Genomic DNA, 19,863 nt, shown 5'->3' with positions numbered 1-19,863 from the left:
AAATTGTGATGGCCGAGAAACTGACTCCCTTTCATATCACCATCCTGGTGTACATGACCCAATCGGGGATCATTATATTCACGTTGCCCCGCCAGCTGGCCGAGTATTTCGGGACAAACGGATGGCTGTTTATGGTTCCTTGCTTTGTGATCTCTTCTCTAAATATCTACCTGATTTCTTTGGTGTACCATATGGGTAAGGGACGGTCTATATTCTTAATCCTGGAACAGTCTATCTCCAAAGTGGTGCTGTATCCGCTATATATAGGATTGTCATCTGTGTGGTTAATCTTCGGATGTATGATTGGCAAAAAATACGTGCTGCTCTTTCAAATGATCTCTTTTCCCACGACCAATCCAATGATCTTCAAGCTGGCCATAGACCTGCTGGCTTTATTGCTGCTTACGAAAGGGATTTATACCATCTCCAAAGCTACGACAGTTTTTTTCTGGGTCACCATTTGGATGTATCTATTATTGCTGGGATTTATACCTAACTTCCAGTGGGTCCGGCTGACCCCCTTTATTTTCAAGGAAGGTCACGATATGGTACGGGGGGGACTGGATATCTATACAGCGTTCCTCGGGTATGAATTGTCTCTGTTGTACCTCCCTTATATGGATCATAAGAAAAAATCTATGCGCGGTGTCTATGCGGGGAATACGATTTTAAGTGTGGCATATATCAGCTTTGCCTTCATTTGCTTCGGATTCTTCAGCCTGGGCCAATTAAAAAAACTGCTCTATCCCCTGCTGGATTTACTGGCCTTCATTCAGCTCCCCTTTGTTGAACGGCTGGAGAATCTGCTATATGGATTCTTTCTGTTCCTTATTCTTGTTACTGTTGTCATGTATTGGTGGGCGGCGGCAGAATCAGTGCAGAGAATTCTTCCCCGCGCAAATATTTCTATCCTGTGCAGCATTCTGGTTGGAATTTCTTTTGTCGTTTCCTATATACCCACAACTCTGGACCAGGTTAATACATGGATTATGTATCTGAGTTATGCTGCTACCGGAATCGCCTTCGGCCTGCCTCTGCTGCTGGTAGTTCTGCTGCTTGTTCAAAGAAAACGGAGGAATTCATATGCGTAAGCTGTCGGCTGTGATTGTTCTCATGTTCCTGTTAAGCGGTTGTAAAAGTGACGAAAGAATTCTGGAGCGTCTGGGAATGGTACAGACCTCAAGCTATGATCTGAGTGAGGATCAAAGGCTTAAAGTGACCTCCAGCATTCCAGTAGTCAATCCGGAGTCCGTAAGCCGAAGGGAGTTATTAGTGGTAGAGGCGGATAGCATCAAAGAAGCAAGGCTGCAATTTTCCCGGAAAACCGAATTATTTTTGGTGAGCGGACAACTCAGGAATGTCTTATTTGGCTTGAATCTAACCAAAGCGGGACTCGGAAACTATCTGGATACCCTTATGAGGGACCCATCGGTAGCCCTTGGGGTAAGAGTATCCATTGTTGACGGGGATGCAGGTGCACTGTTATCCAAGGATTACAAACAGCATGCGGACACCGGGCAGTATGTCGACCATTTGCTGGAAAAAGAGGGCGGCCGCAATAGTATTCCTCAAATTACTTTGTATGAGTTCTCCAGAGATTACAATGACGATGGTATTGATCCCATTGCCCCCATCATTAAGGAGACGGAAGATCATGTGGTTATTGAAGGAATTGCCTGCTTCGAGCAAGACCGCTACCGTATGAAAATCCCTGCAGCAGACGGTATGATCTTTGCTCTTCTGCGGGGCAGTCTCAATCAAGGGGAGGTGGCACTCAATTTGGGTGAAGACGGGGGCCGTAAGCGTATAGTCATGTTCAGCTCTCTGGGCAGCCAGCATAAACTTAAAGTCATAAGGTCGGAGAATTCCCGATTCAAAGTAAAGATCAGTGCCTCCATTCAGGGTTCTGTCCTGGAGTATACCGGAAGCCTCAGACTTCAGAATAAGGCAGATCGCCAAGAGCTGGAGAAGGAAATATCCGCCAAATTGTCTTCCGAGGGAAATCAGATGATCCGGAATTTACAGCAGCACCATGTAGACAGTCTGGGCATCGGACAGTATGTGAGGAACAGTCTTTCATACAGAGAGTGGAAAAGTACCGACTGGAACAAAGTTTATCCTTCGGTTGAGATTGAATTCCATCCCAAGGTAATCATTAAAGACTATGGAAAGTATAATTAAAGCCAGTCTCACACCAGCGGCAGCTCACTGAACTCCTTATAATTGGTGAAAATATAGCTCGGTGTATGATCCGTGCCCGGCTTCCGCCCGCGCGGATTATACCAGCAGACCTTCCAGCCGGCCGCAAGCGCACCCACTACATCATTCGCCCAGGTGTCGCCTACATAGAGGCTGTTCTCCGGTGAAGTTCCCGTCATCTGATTAACATGGACGAAGATCGCCGGGTCCGGCTTGGCCAGGCCGACAGCGTCCGAGATGAAGATCATCTCCGGCGGAATGAGCTTGTCGATGCCCAGCCCGCGCAGCTTGCCCGTCTGGTGCTCCAGCGGGCCGTTGGTGATAATGCCTACCGGGTGCCCCAGGCTAATGAACCGTTGAAGCTGCTCCGCCACACCTTCGATCATCTCAATCGTATACTGGCGGGCAATATAGGAAGCTTGTATCCGCACAGCTTGCTCCCGGGTCAAGTGCAAGCCATACTCGGCAAAAGCCAGCTCCAGCCGCATCACCCGCGTCTCCTCCAGCTCAAGCTCCCCGCTCAGATACTTCGGCCACAGCAGGTCACTGTGATGCCGTACGGTATAGAACAGCTCCGCGTAATCCAGCTTGTCCTCGTCAGGTGCCAGTACCTCACGAACGGCTTCCCTGAACGGGACCAGATGGTCATACAGCGTATCATCCAGATCAAAAAACACAGCCAGCTTGTTGCTTGTCTCTACCACGTTAACTCTCCTAACTATACTTCAGAAATATAAATGATAAGTGAAAAAACTCTCGTCCCGCACATAACCCTGGGCTTCGTATAGGCGCTGTGCACCGGTATTGGTGGTCATTGTAGACAGCGTCAGGCCTTTGGCGCCTGTTCCCTGTGCGAATCCCTTCACGCCTTCAAGCAGCAGTGAGCCAAGTCCCTGTCCGCGCTGCTCCTTCGTTACGAACAGATCGTTCAGAATCCATACCGGCTGGACCGAGATGGAAGAGAAGGAGGGGTATAGCTGGGCTAGGCCATACGTGCGGCGTTCTGCACCCTCACCGGCAACGGCCATAAAAATAACGGATTCCTCATTCTGCAGCCTCGCCGCCAGGAACTCCCGGGCAGCCTCCGGGTCCGGAGCCTGGCCGTAAAAGCTGCGGTATTCGTCAAAGAGTGGAGCAAGCTCCTCTACATCTGCAAGCTCCGCCCGTTCAAAACGGTAATTCAACATAACGGCTCCCCTGCTTTCCCTTAGTCTCTCGAATCGTAAAAGACATGACGCGCTGTGATCTTCCCGTCTTCAATGTCCATCAGGCCGAAAGAATACTGCTTCTCCCGGCGTTTGTCCGTAGGAGAGCCTGGGTTGAACAGCAGAATACCATTCTCCCGGCGCATCAGCGGCTGATGGGAGTGGCCAAAGAGAATACAGTCCACCTCCTGGCCTTCAAAGGCCAGCAGCGCATTCCCATCCGTCCCCTTACGGGAATACGGCGCATGTCCGTGAATCATCCCGATACGCATGCCCTCCAGCGTAACGATCTTGCTCTCTCCGAAGCGCTGAATAATCTCATATCCGTCGTTGTTGCCGGCAATTCCCTCTACCGGAGCAAGCCCGGCCAGCAGATCGTAGATCTCCAGCGATACCCAATCGCCCAGATGCAGAATCATATCCACCTTGCTGAATTCTTCCATAAGCACGGAGGGCAGCCCCTTGGCCCTGCTTGAGAGATGTGTATCCGATACCACGCCTACCTTCATCTGCATCCACTCCCCATTCCTATTGTCATCCTACCCGGCATTTCAAAAAACACAATGGCCGAGAAGCGCTGTAAACTGCGACTCTCAGCCATTTCATGTTCAGATCCAAGTTTACGTCCTATAATTGTACGATGTGCAGGGGGGAGAAGCAAGTAAGCAGGGGATTCGTTAGGTCATCCTTGCATCAATCCAGCACAACCCATTCCCCTTGAGTATCTGCCGATTGTACTTCCGCTTCAACAATTTCAAGCGATTCTGCCGCACTCTCCGGGGTGCATACCACAATCGGCTTATCGTGAATAACCGCATCCAGAAAATAAACCAGCTCCCGGTAGTAGCCGGTATCCGGTGAGAGCTCAGCAATAAAGCCCGGTCCATCGTTCGGGTTCACTTTAAGCTGATTCCCGTCAAATACAAGATTGCCCTTCTCAAAGTTAACCCGATAACCCATATAGAAACCGAAATCTCCTTCCAGCGTCCAATCGACCTGGGCATTGACTACTTTTCCGTCCTTATAATAGTAATGGGTGGAGCAAAGATCATAACCGCTGCCAGGTAAGACATTGCGGGCAAGAGTAGAGACTTTATCCGGCTTGCCGAACAGGTAGCTGATCATATCCGTATCGTGAATATGCATATCCAGAATACTGCCGCCGCTGAGCTGCTCATCCAGGAACCAATCCTTGGGGGCCCCGGAGCCGCGGTAGAAATACCCCTCGGTCACCTCACCGAATTTGCCTGACTCCACAGTCTCCTTCAAGTACTCATACCCCGGCCAGAAACGGAGACATTGTCCGATCATAAGCTTCCTGCCGCTGCGGTCTGCCGTTTCCGCCATCCTCCGTGCTTCCGCCGAAGTTCTGCCCATCGGTTTCTCGCAGAAAACGTGATATCCGCGTTCCAGTAGCGAGCAGGTTATCCCGGCATGTAAATAAGTAGGAACACAGATATCAACGACATCCAGCACTTCCTGTTCAAGCATTGTTTCCAGGTCATCATAGAGATTGTAAGAAGACAAATCATAGACTTCACGGGCCGTGCTCATATTCCCGTCTGCTTTGCCGCCCTTGAGTTCCTCGATCCGCAGATCACATATCGCGCTTAATGCAACCGGATAGCCCTCCTCCGTCAACCGGACATAATTGTCAAAATGCATCCGGCCCATAAATCCGAAGCCGATCAAGCCTACTTTCAGCATAGGAATGTCCTCCGATTATTCTGAATTATATTTCTTCATATCCGCTCCATACAGGGATACCCAGGCTCCCTGCCGCCCTGCGGACTCCATCTCAGCCTCAATGATCTCAAGCGATTGTGCAGTGCTCCCGGGCAGACATACTGTGACCGGATTATCCTGCAGTATGGCATCCAGGAAATAGACCAACTCTCTGTAATAGCCGGTATGCGGGGAGAGTGAGGCAGTATAACCCGGTTGCCCGACAGGATTGACTTTAAGCACATTGCCGTCAAACACCACATTACCCTGTTCAAAATTGACCCGGAAGCCCATGCTGAAGCCGAAGTCCCCTTCCAGCGTCCAATCGGCCTGGGCGTTGATTACCTTGCCGTCCTTGTAATAATAATGGGAGGACACTATATCGTAGCCGCTGCCCGGCAGGACATTCCTTCCCAGCGCCGAGACCTTGTCCGGCTTCCCGAACAAGTAATGAATCATATCGGTATCGTGGATATGCATGTCCAGCATACAGCCGCCGCTCAATTCATCGTTTACCAGCCAGCCTTTCGGTGCACCGGACCCCCGGTAGAAGCAGCCTTCGGTAACCTGGCCGAATTCCCCGTCCTCCACAAGTCTTTTCAAATATTCATATGCCGGCCAGAACCGCAGACAATGACCAATCATCAGCTTCTTGCCGCTGCTTCGCGCCGTTTCCGCCATCTTCCACGCTTCATGGGAATGCCTGGCCATTGGCTTCTCACAGAACACATGGTAGCCCCGTTCCAGCAGAGAACAGGCCATCTCAGCATGCAGAAAGGTAGGGACTGCGAGACTGACCGCATCCAGCTCCTCATTGGCCAGCATATCCTCCAAATCCTCATACAGGTTATAGGCGGATAAATCGTATATCTCCTGGTCTGTGTTCATATTCCCGCCGGACTTCACAAGCTTCAGCTTCTCAATCTGCGGGTCGCAAATCGCAGTTAACGTAACCCCGTACCCGTCTTCGCCAAGCCGGACGTATTGATCAAAGTTCATCCGGCCCATGAATCCAAACCCTACCAGACCCACCTTGAGCATTTCCCTCACCCCGCTTACGCCTTATGGCTGGAACGTTGCAGAATAGCATCCATAGCCGCAGAAGTATTGAAAATAATCTGCTCCGGATGATGAGTGTAAGCCGGAATCATTTCACCTGTAACATAGTTGTCGTATCCAATCTCCCGGAGCGCTTCCATCACAGCCGGATAGTTCACATCCCCGGCCAGCAGATCAACAAATCCGTGCAGTCCTCCCGCTTCCCGGCGGTAATCCTTGAAGTGAACCTTCTTGATCCGGTGTCCCAGAATTCTTATCCACTGCTCCGGATAGCCGGAATGTACCACATTTCCCACATCCAAATAAGAACCTACATAGCCGGAGCCAACCGAATCAATGAACGCACGCATTTCAAGCGGGGACAGCAGAAATTTATTCCACACATTCTCGATCCCTATGGAAACCCCAGTTTTCTCTGCCTCCAGCGCCAGACCACCAATCGCCTCTAACGCCCTGTCATAAGCTTTGTCATAAGCTACAACCTCACAGCCAGGAATGAAATCCACCCCGACTGCACCGGGTATCACAAGAATCGTATCCACGCCAAGCACAGCAGCAAGCTCCAGCTGCTTTTTGCATACGTCGATTGCCTTGGTCCGGTTGGCCACCGATTCGCTGGTCATCGCATAAGACCAGTACAGTCCCGTTGCCAGTCCGGCAATTTCCAGGCCGGTCTCGTTAATGGATTCCTTGAGCTTCAATGCTTCCTTCTCACTGGTTTCCAGACTGAGTTCACCACTTTCATTCATAGACAATTCAAGGCCGTCGAACCCTGCCGCTTTAGCTAGGCGCACACATTCCTCAATTGCCATACCCTCGGGAAATGACCAGATATTAATTCCTTTTTTCATCATTACCATCCTCATTTTTGTTATTTTCCGTTTTTCAGGAATTCTGCAATAATGTTCTTTTTTCCTTGATATAATTAAATTATAATGGTTTTACACCTCTATTTATTTAGGGGATATAGATAACTTTTGGACGATTCCGGTCATATTTCTAGAGGAGGATTGAGCATGCCCGAGACAGAAACATCCTATCCTTTGAGCAAACAGGTACCCTCCCGTGAATGGTCGCCTGGAATCCATTACGCACAGCTGCAGACCCTGGCCCCCTGCATTTTTCCAAGGCGGAGGCTGTATGATTTCGAGCTGCTCTACATCCGTCAAGGGAGTTTGTTGACCCGGATGGACAATAAGGAGTTCCGCTTAAGCTCCGGTCAGCTTATTTTTCTATCCCCTGGTGTTTACCATCAGAACATGATCGTTTCGGCTTCCGACTCTAAGCTGCTGGGCATCCACTTCGACTTTTTTGGCGAATCCGTCATTACGCGGGAAGAAGATATGCTGGTCAACGAGGAGGAGGTGCTTCCCCATAAATTCGCTCTGGAGGCCGTAACCGCCCCTTTTTCACCATTGTCAGAAGAACCGGTGTATACGCCGTCTCCCGAATGTGTCCATGCGATGGAGCAGCTTGTTCATGAGTTCACCATGCGGCAAGCCGGTTATGAATGGGTCTGCCGGGGCTTGATGCTGGGCATTCTGACTTCCCTGCTGCGTTCCCAAGGCTCCCGGCGGCTGGCCAAGTCTTCCGTGCACGGGGAGCGGATCAGGTTGCTGATTGATGAGATGGAGCTTCAGCCCGCCGGCCGCTGGACCAACCGGTCTATGGCTGCAACGATGAATATGCATGAGGACCATTTCTCCAAGCTGTTCCGGGAGATTGCCGGGATGCCTCCCGGTGAATTCCTCCGGTCCATCCGCCACCGGGAAGCACGTAAGCTGCTCCGCGAGACGGATGAGTCGATTGAGGCCGTGGGAGAACGGGTCGGCTATCCCGATATCCACTACTTCAGCAGGGTATTCACAGCCAATGAGGGGATTTCTCCACGTGCCTACCGCAAGCTTTGGCGCATTCTGTGAGGCAGCCAAGATGCCAACTCCCCGTACCCAAGCCCGCTCACAGCAAAGAGACGAGCCATCGGCCCGCCTCCTGATTGAGGTGCTAGTTCACTTATTCGCAGATGCCGTTTGCAGCGTTATCAGCATCGTTCGCCCGAGGGTGCCTGCCGTATGGATCTTCAGCTTCAGCTTCGGCGAGAGCTGTGTGACCTCGATCCGGTCATCTTTGCTCAGTATGCCTGCTGCCTCCGTATCCAGCTCCAGCTCAATATAACCCTGGTTCTCCAGTGTAGGATCGGACACGGCAAGCTTAATGGTGCCAGCGTCGGCATTGTTCCTGATCAGGACAGAGGCTGGCTTGTTCGAGGTCACACCTCCTGCCGAAGTCAGAGTATCCGTCCAGAAATTATACCCGGCAACGTTAAGCGTATTCTCCCGCACAGCTTGGACCGCTGGTGAATTGGCGAGAATAGTGACATCCGGCGAATCGGCATAGGCTTCCGTGGCCTGCCTGCTGGCATTCGGCAAAATCATATATTCGTACCGGCTGTCAACAGGATTGCTCCCATGATCCATCCACATCGTCAGAAAGTAATTCTGCAGCAGTCCGGTTGGCGTTGTGGAGGAAGGCGGATTGCTGAGATTGATGTCGGACCACCTTCCCTCCTGAACCTGTCTGGTGAGCCTGATGGATGAATCATCCTGGAAAACATAACCAATATTTGAATCTGCCGCATTTCCTTCGAGATAAGCCCATGACGGGTTCTCTATCTCCTGACCCGGAATGTTCCCGTTCAGGGCTTCACCATCCAGGACGAAGCTATTGGAGTTGTCCTCCTTCAGCTTCCTCTGCTCAATGACGGTCTCTACAGGAAGATTATCCGTGCTTGTAATCCCTGCACCCAGCGCAACAATCTCGTTGTCAAAAGCAAACCAGGATTTCCGTGCCTGCATCTGCGTGCCGTTCTGAATCAGCTTCATGCCGGTTGCCCCGAAAGTATCCAGTGTTGTTCCGCCCGCCCAGGCGTTAAGCGGCACCGCCTCGCCGTCACCGTTTTGATAGTCACCGGCATTCCTTGGACGGGAGACAACTGTTGTGCCGGGCAGCCGGCTCCAGTTCACCGTGGCCCAGAAGCTGCCTGTATACTGGGACAGATCGCGGTTGTAGAGATAGGTCATTCCATCGCCGGTGTACCAGCCCTTGGGATTTTCTCCGTTCGTCAGCTCATAGGTCGCAATACGCTTTGAGCTTTTGCTGACTCCGAACAGAAAGTCCTCACCCCGGTGCACACTGCGGGCCATGCCGTTCAACTCGTAGTGCGCCTGAATATCGGCGGCAGGAACAACCGCAGGATCGTCCACCCACTGCCGGATCGTATCCGCCAGATCCAGCGGGAATTGATAGTAGGATGCGCCCTGGCTCAGCTGATACCCGATATGATATTTAACCAGGCCCTTTAATCTCAGCGAAAGCTCCGGGGGCGAGGTCTGCGCAATTCGGGCGATGCCTGCCAGAATGTTTCTGCCGGAATAATAGGCATCTGCAGCCGGTCTCACAATCGCGCGGCCTCTCGTCATATCAATAGCCTGGCCTTTGTATAGGATAGGAGCAAAACCTTCGCCGATCCACCTGTAGACATTGTTCACCCCGGGAACCACCGGCTCCCAGGTGCTACCGTTCAGCAGGAACAGCAGGTTCCCCATCCCCTGGATCAGAACCTCCCCGTAGCTTCCCGTGTAGGCTATCGTGCTGTGCTGCACATACGAGCCGTCTTCATAGAACCCGTCGCCAGCCGCCGTGTACTGGAACAGCTCGCTCATTCCGTCCCTGGCCTGAATCAGCCGGTCATAGTTATGTTCGACAAGTCCCATACGGATCTGAATCAGCATGATATCGGAGCGGTTGGCACCTGTCTGTGTAAAAGAAGGGGCGGTGATATCCCCGATATAATGATCTATGCTTGCTGTATTCCGCAGGATTTGCTCCGGCGCCAGCTCGTCATACATCAGAATCAGAATATCAGCCAGCCGGTTGGGAACACCGATATCCCAGTTCCACCAGTTGCCGAATTCGCTGCCCGAATCTGTATATAGTTCATCCAACATCCAGTCCATGGCCAGTAGCAGATCGTCCTTCAGCCCGGAATGATGTTAGACGGAGGTTCCCTGGGTCTGATAAGCTAACGTCATTGCCTTCAAACGGGTATAATGGCTGTTTATAAAAGCGGAGTCACTGCTAGACGCAGGCAGATCTGTCCAGAGCGTTGTTCCGCCGGGTATAAGCTGCATGCTCTCCCAATACCCCTGAGCTGCAGCTGCGTTGGCCTGAAGAATGGCTTGGACCGCCGGATCATTTACATCCAAAGAATCTTTACCGGTCAGCGACTCTTTCCAGCGCAGCCTGATATTGTCGTATTCCTGGGGATTATCCGGCTGAGCGGCTATCACTTCAAGGGTAACCGAGTCCGACACTCCATTAACCGCAGTCGCAGACACCGTAGCCGTACCGACGGAAATTCCCTGCAATGTGCCATCCGCAGCCACACGTACGATATCCGGACGGTCAGAGACCCAGGTTAACTGCGAATCCGTCGCATCCGCAGGTTCAACATCCGCGATAAGCTGCAAGCTGTCGTATTTGGAGAGCTGCGGGGGTGAATAGGTAATGGTAACGGCAGTAACAGGGATATATGGAGTAACCACAACGGTAACGGCTGCGGAGACTGCCGGATCGGCTTGTGACACTGCTGTAATCTCCGTAGACCCCACCGACCTTCCGGTGACTTCTCCGCTGGCATCTACAGCTGCAACGGCAGAATCGGCAGAGCTCCAGACCACAGCCTGATTCGTTGTATTCGCGGGCTGGAACCCCGGCTTCAAGGTTTGTTGGCCTGTTACCGTCAAGTTGACTTCATTCGGCAGCGAGAGGCTTTGCGGCAGCACAGGCTTGGTCACCGTTAACGGGACCGTGAGCGAATAATCACCCTCATAAGTGCTTACCATCACTGTAGTGCTGCCTTCGCTTAGCGCGTGGACTGTGCCATAAGTAACTGTCGCTACAGAAGGATCAGCCGTACTCCATAGTAGGCGCTGGTCGGAAGCATCCTGCGGCAATACCGTAACCGCTATATTGGCACTGGCACTCTCCGCCAGCTCAAGCGTTGTCACTGAAGTGCTGATTCCCGTAAGCGGCACGTAATCCGCGAGCTTCAGGTCGTCAACAAGCCATTCCCCCTGCTGGCCGTTCTGAAAGTACTGATTGAGGTAGATATGTCTGATATTCAGCCAGCTGGAAGGCAGCGAAGCTGTCCCCACATACTGGTCATTCATGAAATAAGAGACGGTGCGGGCCGTACTGTCCACGAACATTTTCAATTTGTACCATGAATTCTTCTCGTAGCGGGCCAGGAACTGATTGCCGGCACCCCGGACTTCTCCTGCGGTATTGAAAGTAAGGACGGATACATTGGTAGTGAGTGTAGCGGGGGAAGGGGCATTCAGGCTTCTGAGCTGAATCTCCCGGCGGTGGGTTGTGCTGTTCATATAAACCGAGGTTTCCAGCACCAGCTTCCCGGCGATGCCGGTATTGCCGGTCGCCGTTCCGCCCAGATTGTTCCTGCCTGTATTTACATTTTTGGTATTGGAGACGATTTTGAGGCTGTAATCCTCACGCTGGGGAGCGTTCGCTATAGTCACATAATCTGTGTCTGCCGCAGAATTATAGATGCCCCAGCCTCCCCCGGCTGAGCCGCTGTAGGTAGAGCCGTTATAGAGCTTCGTATTCTTGGCATTTCCGCTCTCATCATAGTTCACATTGACGTATACGGTACCCGCCGCTTCCGCCGGCGGCAAGGCCGCAGCAGGAAGGATGAGAGACAGGACGGTTACTCCTATGATCAGACGGACGAACAACGGCTTGACGAATGGCCTAGTGAACAATTGCATGGCTACCCCTCCATGATTCATAGTTTTCAGGCCTGTTCCCGTTCATACCAATATCCGGGAATCTGCTTCTCCAGACGCAGCAGGGCTTCCAGATAATAATAGTCGCCCCAGATCATATAACCATCCAGCCCATAGTCGCCCCTGACATGATAGGAGCCATGGTCGATAAGGCCTTCGTCTTCCTCAGCCATGCCCAGCGAGGACTCGGCCAAGGCCGTCATGGTCAGCATGACCGCTGCCTCCAGACGCGGAACGAGCGGATCAGCGGGCGCCAGATGCTCCAGCAGTTCAAGCATGCCGCAAGCGGCAATGGCGGAAGCTGAGCTGTCCCGGCTGGTCGAGCTGTTCACAGGAACATCGAAATCCCAATAGACCATCCCATCCGCCGGTATCCGCTCGATGAAATAGACGGCAAGACGTTTCGAGGTCTCCAGGAAATCCATGTCGCCTGTGTAGAGGTAAGATAGAGCAAATCCATAGATTCCCCACGCCTGTCCGCGCGTCCAGGTAGAGCCGTCGCGGTAGCCCTGATGCGTTCCCCCTCTGAGCGAATTCCCGCTGCCGTCAAAATAGAAGGTGTGATAAGACGAGTCGTCTCCCCGCACAAGGAACTTCCGCGACAGCTTGGCATGCCGGGCGGCAATCTCCGCATAGATGGGATCGCCGGTTGTCCCGGAGGCCCAATACAGCAAGGGAAGATTCATCAGACAGTCGATGATGATACGCCCGCCGTTCTCCGGATCACCCTCTGGCCCCCAGGCCTGGATGAGCCCGGCAGACTCGCGCCAGCGGCCCAGCAGATGGTCAGCGGCGCGCAGCGCCAGCGCCCTGTGCCGCTCATCCTCTTGGACAATCCAGCCCGCCATTGCGGACAACCCATACAGAAAACCGATGTCATGATGTTCCAGAGCGTGCTTGGCCTGAAGCCTGAGGTCAAAGCTGTTCGTCTGGGCTTCGGCCTGCAAGCGCAGATATTCGTCCCCGCTGTACTCGTAGCATAGCCAGACCATCCCGGTCCAGAAGCCTTCGATCCAGTCGTCGTTCTCTCCCCATTCATAACGTTTGTCATTGGAGATATGCGGGAATTGCAGATTATGGCGGGTCAGATTGCGTTTTGTTTTGAGCACGGCGAAGTCGATGGCCTCATGCCACTTCACGCCCGGTGCCATTATTTCCTTCACAGGTATCATCCTTTCACAGAGCCGGCTGTAATGCCCGAGATAAAGTACCGCTGGAAGAACAGAAAGACGGTGACTACTGGAATAAGTGACAATACGGTGCCTGCCATAACCAGTTGAGTCTGCGAGGTGAACTCCCCGTTCAGACTAGCTAGGCCAAGCGGCAAGGTCTTGAGGCTGTCGCTGGTAAGATAAATAAGCGGAGCCTGAAAGTCATTCCACACCCAGGAGAAGGCGAAGATGCCAAGTGTCGCCAGCGCCGGCTTGGCCAGCGGCAGGATAATCCGGGCGAAGATGCCGAATTCGTTGCAGCCGTCGATCCGGGCCGCTTCCGAAAGCTCCTTCGAGATACCGGAGAGGAACTGCCGCATCAGGAACACGCCGTAGGGGCTGAAGATTTCCAGCAGAATCAATGCCCAGTGGCTGTCCACCAGGCCCAGCTTCTTGATCACGAAATACTGCGGGATCATAATGACCTGATAAGGGATCATGAAGGCCGCGAAATACATGATGAACAGCCGGTTTTTCCCGGGGAAGTCCAGTCTGGCGAAAGCATATCCGGCCAGAGAGCATGTGATAAGCTGGCCCAAAGTAACCAGAACGGAAACCTTCAATGAGTTGAAATAGTATAGCGGAAATGGAATACTCGTCCAGACCTCGACATAATTCTCGAAGTGAAATACCTGCGGAATCCACTGGATCGGATACTGGAACACTTCCTCCTGCAGCTTGAAGGAGGTGGAGAGCATCCACAGGAAGGGCACGATCATGATTAGCGAGATCAGGATCATGAACAGATGTGACAGTGATTTTGGCACGGCATGGCCTAGTAATTGACCCATCTTTTCTCCCCCTTGAATTGAACGTACGTAATCGCCAGAACGATCAGGAACAGCACGATGGCTTCGGCCGAAGCGTAACCAAATGCGGAATTGCGGAACGACTGGACGAAGATATCATAGACGAGCAGCTTCGTGGAACGGCCCGGCCCCCCGCCGGTCATGACATACACCAGATCAAAGGACTTGAACAGATTAATAATGCAGGTGATGATGACAAAGAAGGTGACCGGAGACAGCATCGGCAGCGTGATGTTGCGGAAGCGCTGCAGTATATTGGCGCCGTCGATGTTGGCTGCTTCGTATAGCTCTTTGGAAATCCCCTGCAAGCCGGCCAGGAACAGCAGCATATAGTAGCCGGCCATCTTCCAGGCGGAGACAAGGATGATGCTGAACAGAGCCCAGTCTGAGCTGATCAGCCATCCGGGCGGATGATCCATGAACTTGCCAAGGAACATATTCAGCGGCCCGAGCGTCGGATTGAAGATGGCCTGCCAGACCACTGCCACCGCGATAAATGATGCGATATGGGGGAAGAAGAAGGCTGCTCTGTAGAGCGACATCCCTTTCATTTTCTGGTTAACAAGCAAGGCCAGGGACAGGGAGGCAATGATAACGAGCAGACAAGAGCCGAAGGTGTAGAGCAGGGTATTCTGGAGAGCAATCCGGAAGTTCTCGTCCTGCATCAGCCGGACATAATTGCTCAGTCCGGTCCATTTCACCGGATTATAGCCGTCCCATTCCGTGAAGCCGAGTCCGAGCGCCATCACGCTCGGAACGGCAATGAACAACAGGAACCCCAGTAGATTAGGCAGGAGGAACAGATAGGCCGTTCTCGCTTGCGGATGCATCATCCGCTGCCACAAGGATGGTTCCCTGCCTTTGGCCAGGCTGGCTCCCTGCGCTGCCGGTACGCTTTTATTCAAAGAAGACATGTCATCACTTCCCCGCTCTTGATCTATTGAATCTCTTGGTCTCTTCTCTTCTTAATGTTCTCAATCGCCTTCTCAGGTGTTGACTCGCCCAGGAGCGCCAATTCTCCTTCTTCTGTAACGATCGTATTCATTTGGGTAATCCCTTTGCGTAATTCCCGCTCTGGAACAGACGTAATATTGAAGATGGCATCCAGATTCACCGCATCATTGGTAAAAGCTGCTTTGTACTGGTCCTTGACACTGTCGGCTGCTGAAGCCGGCGTCTGGTATTTAGCCACAATCTGCTGTCCTTCTTCACTGGAGATGAAGCCGATCCACTTCTTGGCCTCCTCCTGATGTTTGGAATCCGAGCTCACGGCATGGACAACTACCGCGGTCATTGTGGTGCCCTTCTTAACCTCCGGCGGATGCGGGACATAGGTCATTCCCCAATCGAAGTTCAGCTTGCTGTCCTTCTTATCCTGCTCCAGCATGCCAGGGAACCAGGTTCCCGTCACAACCATTGCATATTTACCGGTCAGGAAGGCCGTTCTGTAATGCGCATTGGTGGCCTTGTTCTCGGCTATGGAAGGCTGTGCGCCGCTGTCCGACAGTTCTTTACGCAGCTTAAGCCCTTCAATATAAGGCGTTAGATCCTCACTGTAGAGCGAGGCGCCAAGCTGCTGTCCGTATGAATACCAGGTCTGCGCCCAATCCGGCATGAAGGAGCCGTAAATCTTGTCCTGTCCGCTTCCGCTGGTCATCTGCTTAGCCAGTTCCAAATATTGTTCCCAGGTCAGATCGTCACCCGGATAGGCAACACCCGCCTTGTCAAACAGATTCTTATTGTAGTAGAGCGCCCAGCCGTCAGAGCGGAAAGGCAAGCCATACAGCTTATCGTTAATCTTGAGGTTGTCCAAGGAAGACTCCACGCCAGCCAGCCCGGCACTGTTAGCAGCCGCATAATCATCGAGCGCCAATGCGCGTCCCGACGAGGCCAGCTTGTAGTACTCGTCCAGACTTTTAAAAGCAAAAGCGTCAACTTCTCCGCCGCCTGTCAATGTTACCGTCAACCGTTCACTGTAGGTATTGGCATCGCTTTTGGTGAAATCAACGGTGAGACCCGGGTTCTTCGCTTCAAACGCCTGGGCCAGTTCATCATACATCCGCTCTGAGGCGCTATCATTCCACAGCATGAACTTAATGGCCACCTCTTGCTCCGAAGCCGGGGTCCCCTTCGCTGCTTGATCTGTTGTGTCCTTGCCGCAGCCTGCCAGAAGTACTGCACTTGCCGAAATTCCAATCAAAGGCTTCATCCAATTTTTCATGTATTCCCCTCCAAGGTCGGTTGTGTAAGTGTTCCTCACTTGATGTAAATATAAAGCAGTTTAAGGCGGTTGTCTTTGCACACAACTCAGTACAATTGTTGATTCCTTCATAATAATAAAGTTTTGTTTGCGCTTTCAGTAACTTTCATGTACGTTTTCATAACATTGACATGACATATGCGCACAAAAAAAGGGATGTTATCCCTTGACTAGTCCGATCTTCAGTTTTGTATTCTATAATACAGATTATCCGCGATATTCGGAGGGAGTCTGTCCGGTCATCTTTTTGAATACCCGCGAGAAGTGGCTTAGATTATGCAGACCTACCTGCTCCGCAATCTCCTGGACACTCCCCTCGCGGCGCTTGAGCAGCTCCTTGGCCTTCTCTACGCGCAGACGGGCCACGAAGGCCATCGGCGTCTCGCCGGTCTGCTCCTTGAATAACGTGGCGAAATAATTCGGATTCAGGTGCGCAGCACCGGCCAGGCGGCCAAGCGTCAGCTTCTCTGCATAATGCTCCTGCGCATAGCGGAGCGCAACTTCCACATCCATGGTTACCGGGCGGTCCTTGTCCTGCATCACCGTCCTCAGAGCAGATGACATACGCTCCATGAATTCTCCGGCGGTTGTACAGGAATGAATGCGGCCGATGGCTTCCCCCCACACGGCGGTATGCTCGCGCTGAAGATATTTACCGGGGATATTCCGAGTCAGCAGCATTGTAAGCGCCTGGATCAACCGCTTCGGATGAACGCTGCGCCGCTGCGCATCCAGCAGCAGCTCATCCAGGCACTCCAGGATCGCATTGGCATTGCCGACCGCAAGCAAAGCTATCAGCTTATCCTCCTGATCGCCCGTCAGCGCCGGGCCAGAGACTTGATAGATACGCTTGTGCTCATAATCCACCGCATGGTTCCAGCCCGTATAGAACAAATCCGCCTGCAATTCTTCAGCCTCACGGTAAGCCTTCTCCCACTCCTCCGGTCCAGCCACCCTGGAGCTGATCAGGATACCGGTATCCTCATAACGTTCCAGCAGCAGGCGCGGCACTTCGATCTCGCCCTCCATAATAAGATGCAGCCGCTGCTCTGCGTCCACGAACAATCGCCGCTCCTTAATGACCTCCGGATACGGGAATTCCTCCAGCCAGGCATGAATATCCGTCTGCTCCCATGTCTCCCGGCTGATCTGCATAATGACCCATCTCCAGCCTGCACACTCCCGTGCCTGTATCCTGAACTGCTTCAGCCAGGCAGAGGGAGATTGCAGCTCAAGACTCCGCACTTCCTGCTGCGGCTCTACCGGAAGCGTGGAAACGTCACGCTCGCGGGAGTGCCCCTGAAAGGTCTCATACAATCTTGCCAGACAGTGTTCGATCTCGCCGGATGACAGATTCAGCTTGTCCAGATATTCGAATACGCCGTAGCGGATGCCCTGCCGGGCGAGCTGAAAGTCCGTATGGCTGCTTAAGATACAAATCAGTACCGTCGGCGATATCTCGCGGATGCAGGCAATCAGCTCCAGCCCGTCCATGCCCGGCATACGAATATCTGTAATCACCACATCCGGCTGCAGCCGGATGAACATCTCAAGCGCTTCACTTCCATTGCCCGCCTCCCCTGCAATTTCGAAGCCGTACCGCTCCCAGGGAATGGTCTTCAGCAGGGCCTCCCGGATCAGCCACTCATCCTCCACCAGCATCGTTCGAATGGTCATGTTGCCCCTCCTTATATAGACAGCTTCTTCTGCTTATTGCCGCTTGGGCAGTGTGATCTCCACCTGAGCTCCGGTTCCCGGACGGCTCTCGAAGCGCAGGGTCCCGGCTCCGCCGAAATACAGGGCTATACGCTGCCGGATATTGGATAACCCAATGCCGGAGTATGCAGTCACCCGCCCCGTATCCTCCCCTTCTACGGCAGCTTCGAACGGCTGCTTGGCTGTGCCTGCCCCGTTGTCGGCTACTGAAATGGTGAAGGTGGCGGATATATCATAAGCCTGAATCCAGATATGAATGGCTTCATCGTTCTTCATCCCGTGATAGATACTATTCTCCACCAGCGGCTGCAAAGTAAAGCGGGGAATATGCTGTCCAAGCAGCGCATCCGGCACATCAATCAGGACATGAATCCGGTCCGGGTAGCGAATCCGCATAATGGTCAGGTAGTGCTGTAGCGCATCCAAATCTTCTTCAATGGTGACAAGCGGATTCTCCGGGTAGATCTTGGAGGATAGAAAATATCCCAGCGCATGGACGACCTCGCGGATCTGCTCCGTCTTGCCGCGCAGCGCCAGCCCGCTGACCACTGCCAGCGTATTCTTGATCATGTGGGGCTGAATTTGCGCCAGCAGTGATTCAAGCTCCAGCTCCAGCTTCTGCTGCTGCTCGACCTCCATACGTTCCTGCAGCTCCTTCAAATCGGAGGTCATGCTCAGAAATGAACGCTGAAGCAGGTCAAGCTCCGGGTCGGTGCGGATCAGCGGAAGATGCGCCCACTCCCCTGACCCGATCCTTCTCATGACCCGGACCATCTGCTTAATCGGCCGCAGCATCCGGCCGGTGAACCAATGCCCAAGCAGAATAGACAGCAGTACACAGAGTCCGATGACCAGCAGCATGATATTGCGGATCTCCCCAAGCTCTGACAGCAGACTGCGGTAGGGGATCTCCTTAACAACAACCCAATCGTTCAGCAGCTTCGCGGATATATAAAGGGACTTGTTCATACTCTCTCCCCGGTTCAGCACAGCTGCGCCCTTGATATAAGAAGCAGCAACTGCTTCCCCAAGAACGGCTTCAGGTACGGCGGCCCCAGGGACGGAGTACACCAGTGAACCCTCCGGCTTCGCGATGACAAACCGGTTATTGGAGGCCAGATCTTCTACCAAGGCGGTTAAGGAACCCGAGATTAGCATTTTCCCCAACTCTGTGCCGGTATCGGCATCCGTATATCCGGCCACATAGGTGAACATCGGCTCGGCCGCGCTGGACAAGTCGAAGACGGGATGCGGAGCCGCCCATACAAACCGGCCGGTGCTGGCGGCCTTCAGTACTTTTCTGAATTCCGTATTGCTGTCCAGATAATCGGCCAGACTGGTGCCGTCCGCCCCCCAGCTTGTGAACACTTTACGGTTATAACCGTAGATCACAATTGAGGGCGTCTCTTCAAATTTGGAGAAGACCAGTTTGCTCAGCAACTGGTTGAACATATCCCATTCCTTGACGTAGCGCCTCAGATCGTCCGGAGAAGACTCCGGATCAAGCATCTGGCGGACACTCTCCTCCTGCCCGAACGATCCGGCGAGCATTTGATACATCGACAGCTCACTGTCTACGGAGGCAACCGTCTGTTCGAGCAAACGGGACTGGATTTCCACTGCCTGTTGAATAATCGTACGCTTGGAGGCATCATAACCGGCCCAGCCGATAACAAGCATGGGAAGCACGCCGAAGAGCAGCAACATCACAATGAATTTGGAACGCAGAGTCCACCTGGTGATTCCCGTACCCAACCTGCCACCCCCCTGTAAGGCCGAAATAGTTCTCCCGCCATGCTTCATAGACTACAGTAA

Annotated in this window: 15 protein-coding genes and 1 pseudogene; 3 read left to right on the top strand and 13 right to left on the bottom strand. The window is 52.9% G+C overall.

Annotated elements, in window-relative coordinates:
- Positions 1 to 8 precede the first annotated feature (8 nt).
- Positions 9 to 1,091: a GerAB/ArcD/ProY family transporter gene (locus tag HQN87_RS07865; RefSeq protein WP_173130346.1), complete on the top strand. Its 1,083-nt coding sequence runs from the start codon at positions 9 to 11 to the stop codon at positions 1,089 to 1,091.
- Entirely contained in the window at positions 1,084 to 2,181 is a 1,098-nt protein-coding gene (locus tag HQN87_RS07860; RefSeq protein WP_173130343.1) for a Ger(x)C family spore germination protein, read from the top strand. Before HQN87_RS07865 ends, HQN87_RS07860 begins: the two co-directional genes overlap by 8 nt.
- An 8-nt stretch (positions 2,182 to 2,189) precedes the next feature.
- Here the strand turns inward: HQN87_RS07860 and HQN87_RS07855 are convergent, their stop codons facing one another.
- From HQN87_RS07855 to HQN87_RS07830, 6 genes are all read right to left on the bottom strand, one after another.
- Entirely contained in the window at positions 2,190 to 2,903 is a 714-nt protein-coding gene (locus tag HQN87_RS07855) for an HAD family hydrolase (RefSeq protein ID WP_173130340.1), read from the bottom strand.
- A 21-nt stretch (positions 2,904 to 2,924) separates the two neighbouring features.
- Positions 2,925 to 3,386 (bottom strand): GNAT family N-acetyltransferase, encoded by a 462-nt coding sequence (locus HQN87_RS07850; protein WP_173130338.1) that lies wholly within the window; start codon positions 3,384 to 3,386, stop codon positions 2,925 to 2,927.
- Positions 3,387 to 3,406: 20 nt separating this feature from the next.
- Positions 3,407 to 3,913: a metallophosphoesterase family protein gene (locus HQN87_RS07845; protein ID WP_076242427.1), complete on the bottom strand. Its 507-nt coding sequence runs from the start codon at positions 3,911 to 3,913 to the stop codon at positions 3,407 to 3,409.
- Between the two features lie 184 nt (positions 3,914 to 4,097).
- A complete protein-coding gene (locus HQN87_RS07840; RefSeq protein ID WP_173130335.1) occupies positions 4,098 to 5,111 on the bottom strand; it encodes a Gfo/Idh/MocA family protein in 1,014 nt (337 codons plus the stop codon).
- 15 nt (positions 5,112 to 5,126) lie between these two features.
- The gene (locus HQN87_RS07835; RefSeq protein ID WP_173130332.1) at positions 5,127 to 6,170 is read right to left on the bottom strand and encodes a Gfo/Idh/MocA family protein; all 1,044 of its coding nucleotides are present in this window, start codon (positions 6,168 to 6,170) and stop codon (positions 5,127 to 5,129) included.
- Between the two features lie 14 nt (positions 6,171 to 6,184).
- On the bottom strand, positions 6,185 to 7,039 hold the full coding sequence (locus tag HQN87_RS07830; protein ID WP_173131354.1) for a sugar phosphate isomerase/epimerase family protein: 855 nt from the start codon (positions 7,037 to 7,039) through the stop codon (positions 6,185 to 6,187).
- Positions 7,040 to 7,204: 165 nt separating this feature from the next.
- Between HQN87_RS07830 and HQN87_RS07825 the strand changes: the two genes are divergently transcribed.
- Positions 7,205 to 8,110, top strand: a complete 906-nt coding sequence (locus HQN87_RS07825) for a helix-turn-helix transcriptional regulator (protein ID WP_173130329.1) — start codon at positions 7,205 to 7,207, stop codon at positions 8,108 to 8,110.
- An 87-nt stretch (positions 8,111 to 8,197) separates the two neighbouring features.
- Here HQN87_RS07825 and HQN87_RS32265 read toward each other — a convergent pair.
- From HQN87_RS32265 to HQN87_RS07785, 7 genes and pseudogenes are all read right to left on the bottom strand, one after another.
- A pseudogene (locus tag HQN87_RS32265) lies at positions 8,198 to 11,419 on the bottom strand (polysaccharide lyase family 8 super-sandwich domain-containing protein).
- Between the two features lie 641 nt (positions 11,420 to 12,060).
- Complete coding sequence (locus HQN87_RS07810) at positions 12,061 to 13,203, bottom strand: glycoside hydrolase family 88 protein (RefSeq protein WP_173131351.1); 1,143 nt, start codon at positions 13,201 to 13,203, stop codon at positions 12,061 to 12,063.
- A gap of 17 nt (positions 13,204 to 13,220) precedes the next feature.
- Positions 13,221 to 14,054 carry a carbohydrate ABC transporter permease gene (locus HQN87_RS07805; RefSeq protein WP_173130321.1) on the bottom strand — a complete coding sequence of 278 codons (834 nt, stop codon included), beginning with the start codon at positions 14,052 to 14,054 and terminating at the stop codon, positions 13,221 to 13,223.
- Positions 14,039 to 14,986: a carbohydrate ABC transporter permease gene (locus HQN87_RS07800; protein WP_254075410.1), complete on the bottom strand. Its 948-nt coding sequence runs from the start codon at positions 14,984 to 14,986 to the stop codon at positions 14,039 to 14,041. Before HQN87_RS07800 ends, HQN87_RS07805 begins: the two co-directional genes overlap by 16 nt.
- Before the next feature lie 23 nt (positions 14,987 to 15,009).
- The gene (locus HQN87_RS07795; protein WP_173130319.1) at positions 15,010 to 16,293 is read right to left on the bottom strand and encodes an ABC transporter substrate-binding protein; all 1,284 of its coding nucleotides are present in this window, start codon (positions 16,291 to 16,293) and stop codon (positions 15,010 to 15,012) included.
- A gap of 246 nt (positions 16,294 to 16,539) precedes the next feature.
- Positions 16,540 to 18,009 (bottom strand): helix-turn-helix domain-containing protein, encoded by a 1,470-nt coding sequence (locus tag HQN87_RS07790; protein ID WP_173130316.1) that lies wholly within the window; start codon positions 18,007 to 18,009, stop codon positions 16,540 to 16,542.
- Between the two features lie 33 nt (positions 18,010 to 18,042).
- On the bottom strand, positions 18,043 to 19,803 hold the full coding sequence (locus tag HQN87_RS07785; protein WP_173130313.1) for a sensor histidine kinase: 1,761 nt from the start codon (positions 19,801 to 19,803) through the stop codon (positions 18,043 to 18,045).
- Positions 19,804 to 19,863: the final 60 nt, after the last annotated feature.

This window comes from Paenibacillus tritici (assembly GCF_013204885.1).
In the GTDB taxonomy this organism is placed as follows: domain Bacteria; phylum Bacillota; class Bacilli; order Paenibacillales; family Paenibacillaceae; genus Paenibacillus_AQ; species Paenibacillus_AQ tritici.
This window is presented reverse-complemented; position numbering and strand designations above follow the sequence as displayed.

Coding starts and splice junctions, on each gene's coding strand:
- HQN87_RS07865 (WP_173130346.1), top strand. CDS start 9: ATGGCCGAGAAACTGACTCCCTTTCATATCACCATCCTGGTGTACATG.
- HQN87_RS07860 (WP_173130343.1), top strand. CDS start 1,084: ATGCGTAAGCTGTCGGCTGTGATTGTTCTCATGTTCCTGTTAAGCGGT.
- HQN87_RS07850 (WP_173130338.1), bottom strand. CDS start 3,386: ATGTTGAATTACCGTTTTGAACGGGCGGAGCTTGCAGATGTAGAGGAG.
- HQN87_RS07845 (WP_076242427.1), bottom strand. CDS start 3,913: ATGAAGGTAGGCGTGGTATCGGATACACATCTCTCAAGCAGGGCCAAG.
- HQN87_RS07840 (WP_173130335.1), bottom strand. CDS start 5,111: ATGCTGAAAGTAGGCTTGATCGGCTTCGGATTTATGGGCCGGATGCAT.
- HQN87_RS07835 (WP_173130332.1), bottom strand. CDS start 6,170: ATGCTCAAGGTGGGTCTGGTAGGGTTTGGATTCATGGGCCGGATGAAC.
- HQN87_RS07830 (WP_173131354.1), bottom strand. CDS start 7,039: ATGAAAAAAGGAATTAATATCTGGTCATTTCCCGAGGGTATGGCAATT.
- HQN87_RS07825 (WP_173130329.1), top strand. CDS start 7,205: ATGCCCGAGACAGAAACATCCTATCCTTTGAGCAAACAGGTACCCTCC.
- HQN87_RS07810 (WP_173131351.1), bottom strand. CDS start 13,203: ATGGCACCGGGCGTGAAGTGGCATGAGGCCATCGACTTCGCCGTGCTC.
- HQN87_RS07805 (WP_173130321.1), bottom strand. CDS start 14,054: ATGGGTCAATTACTAGGCCATGCCGTGCCAAAATCACTGTCACATCTG.
- HQN87_RS07800 (WP_254075410.1), bottom strand. CDS start 14,986: ATGTCTTCTTTGAATAAAAGCGTACCGGCAGCGCAGGGAGCCAGCCTG.
- HQN87_RS07795 (WP_173130319.1), bottom strand. CDS start 16,293: ATGAAAAATTGGATGAAGCCTTTGATTGGAATTTCGGCAAGTGCAGTA.
- HQN87_RS07790 (WP_173130316.1), bottom strand. CDS start 18,009: ATGACCATTCGAACGATGCTGGTGGAGGATGAGTGGCTGATCCGGGAG.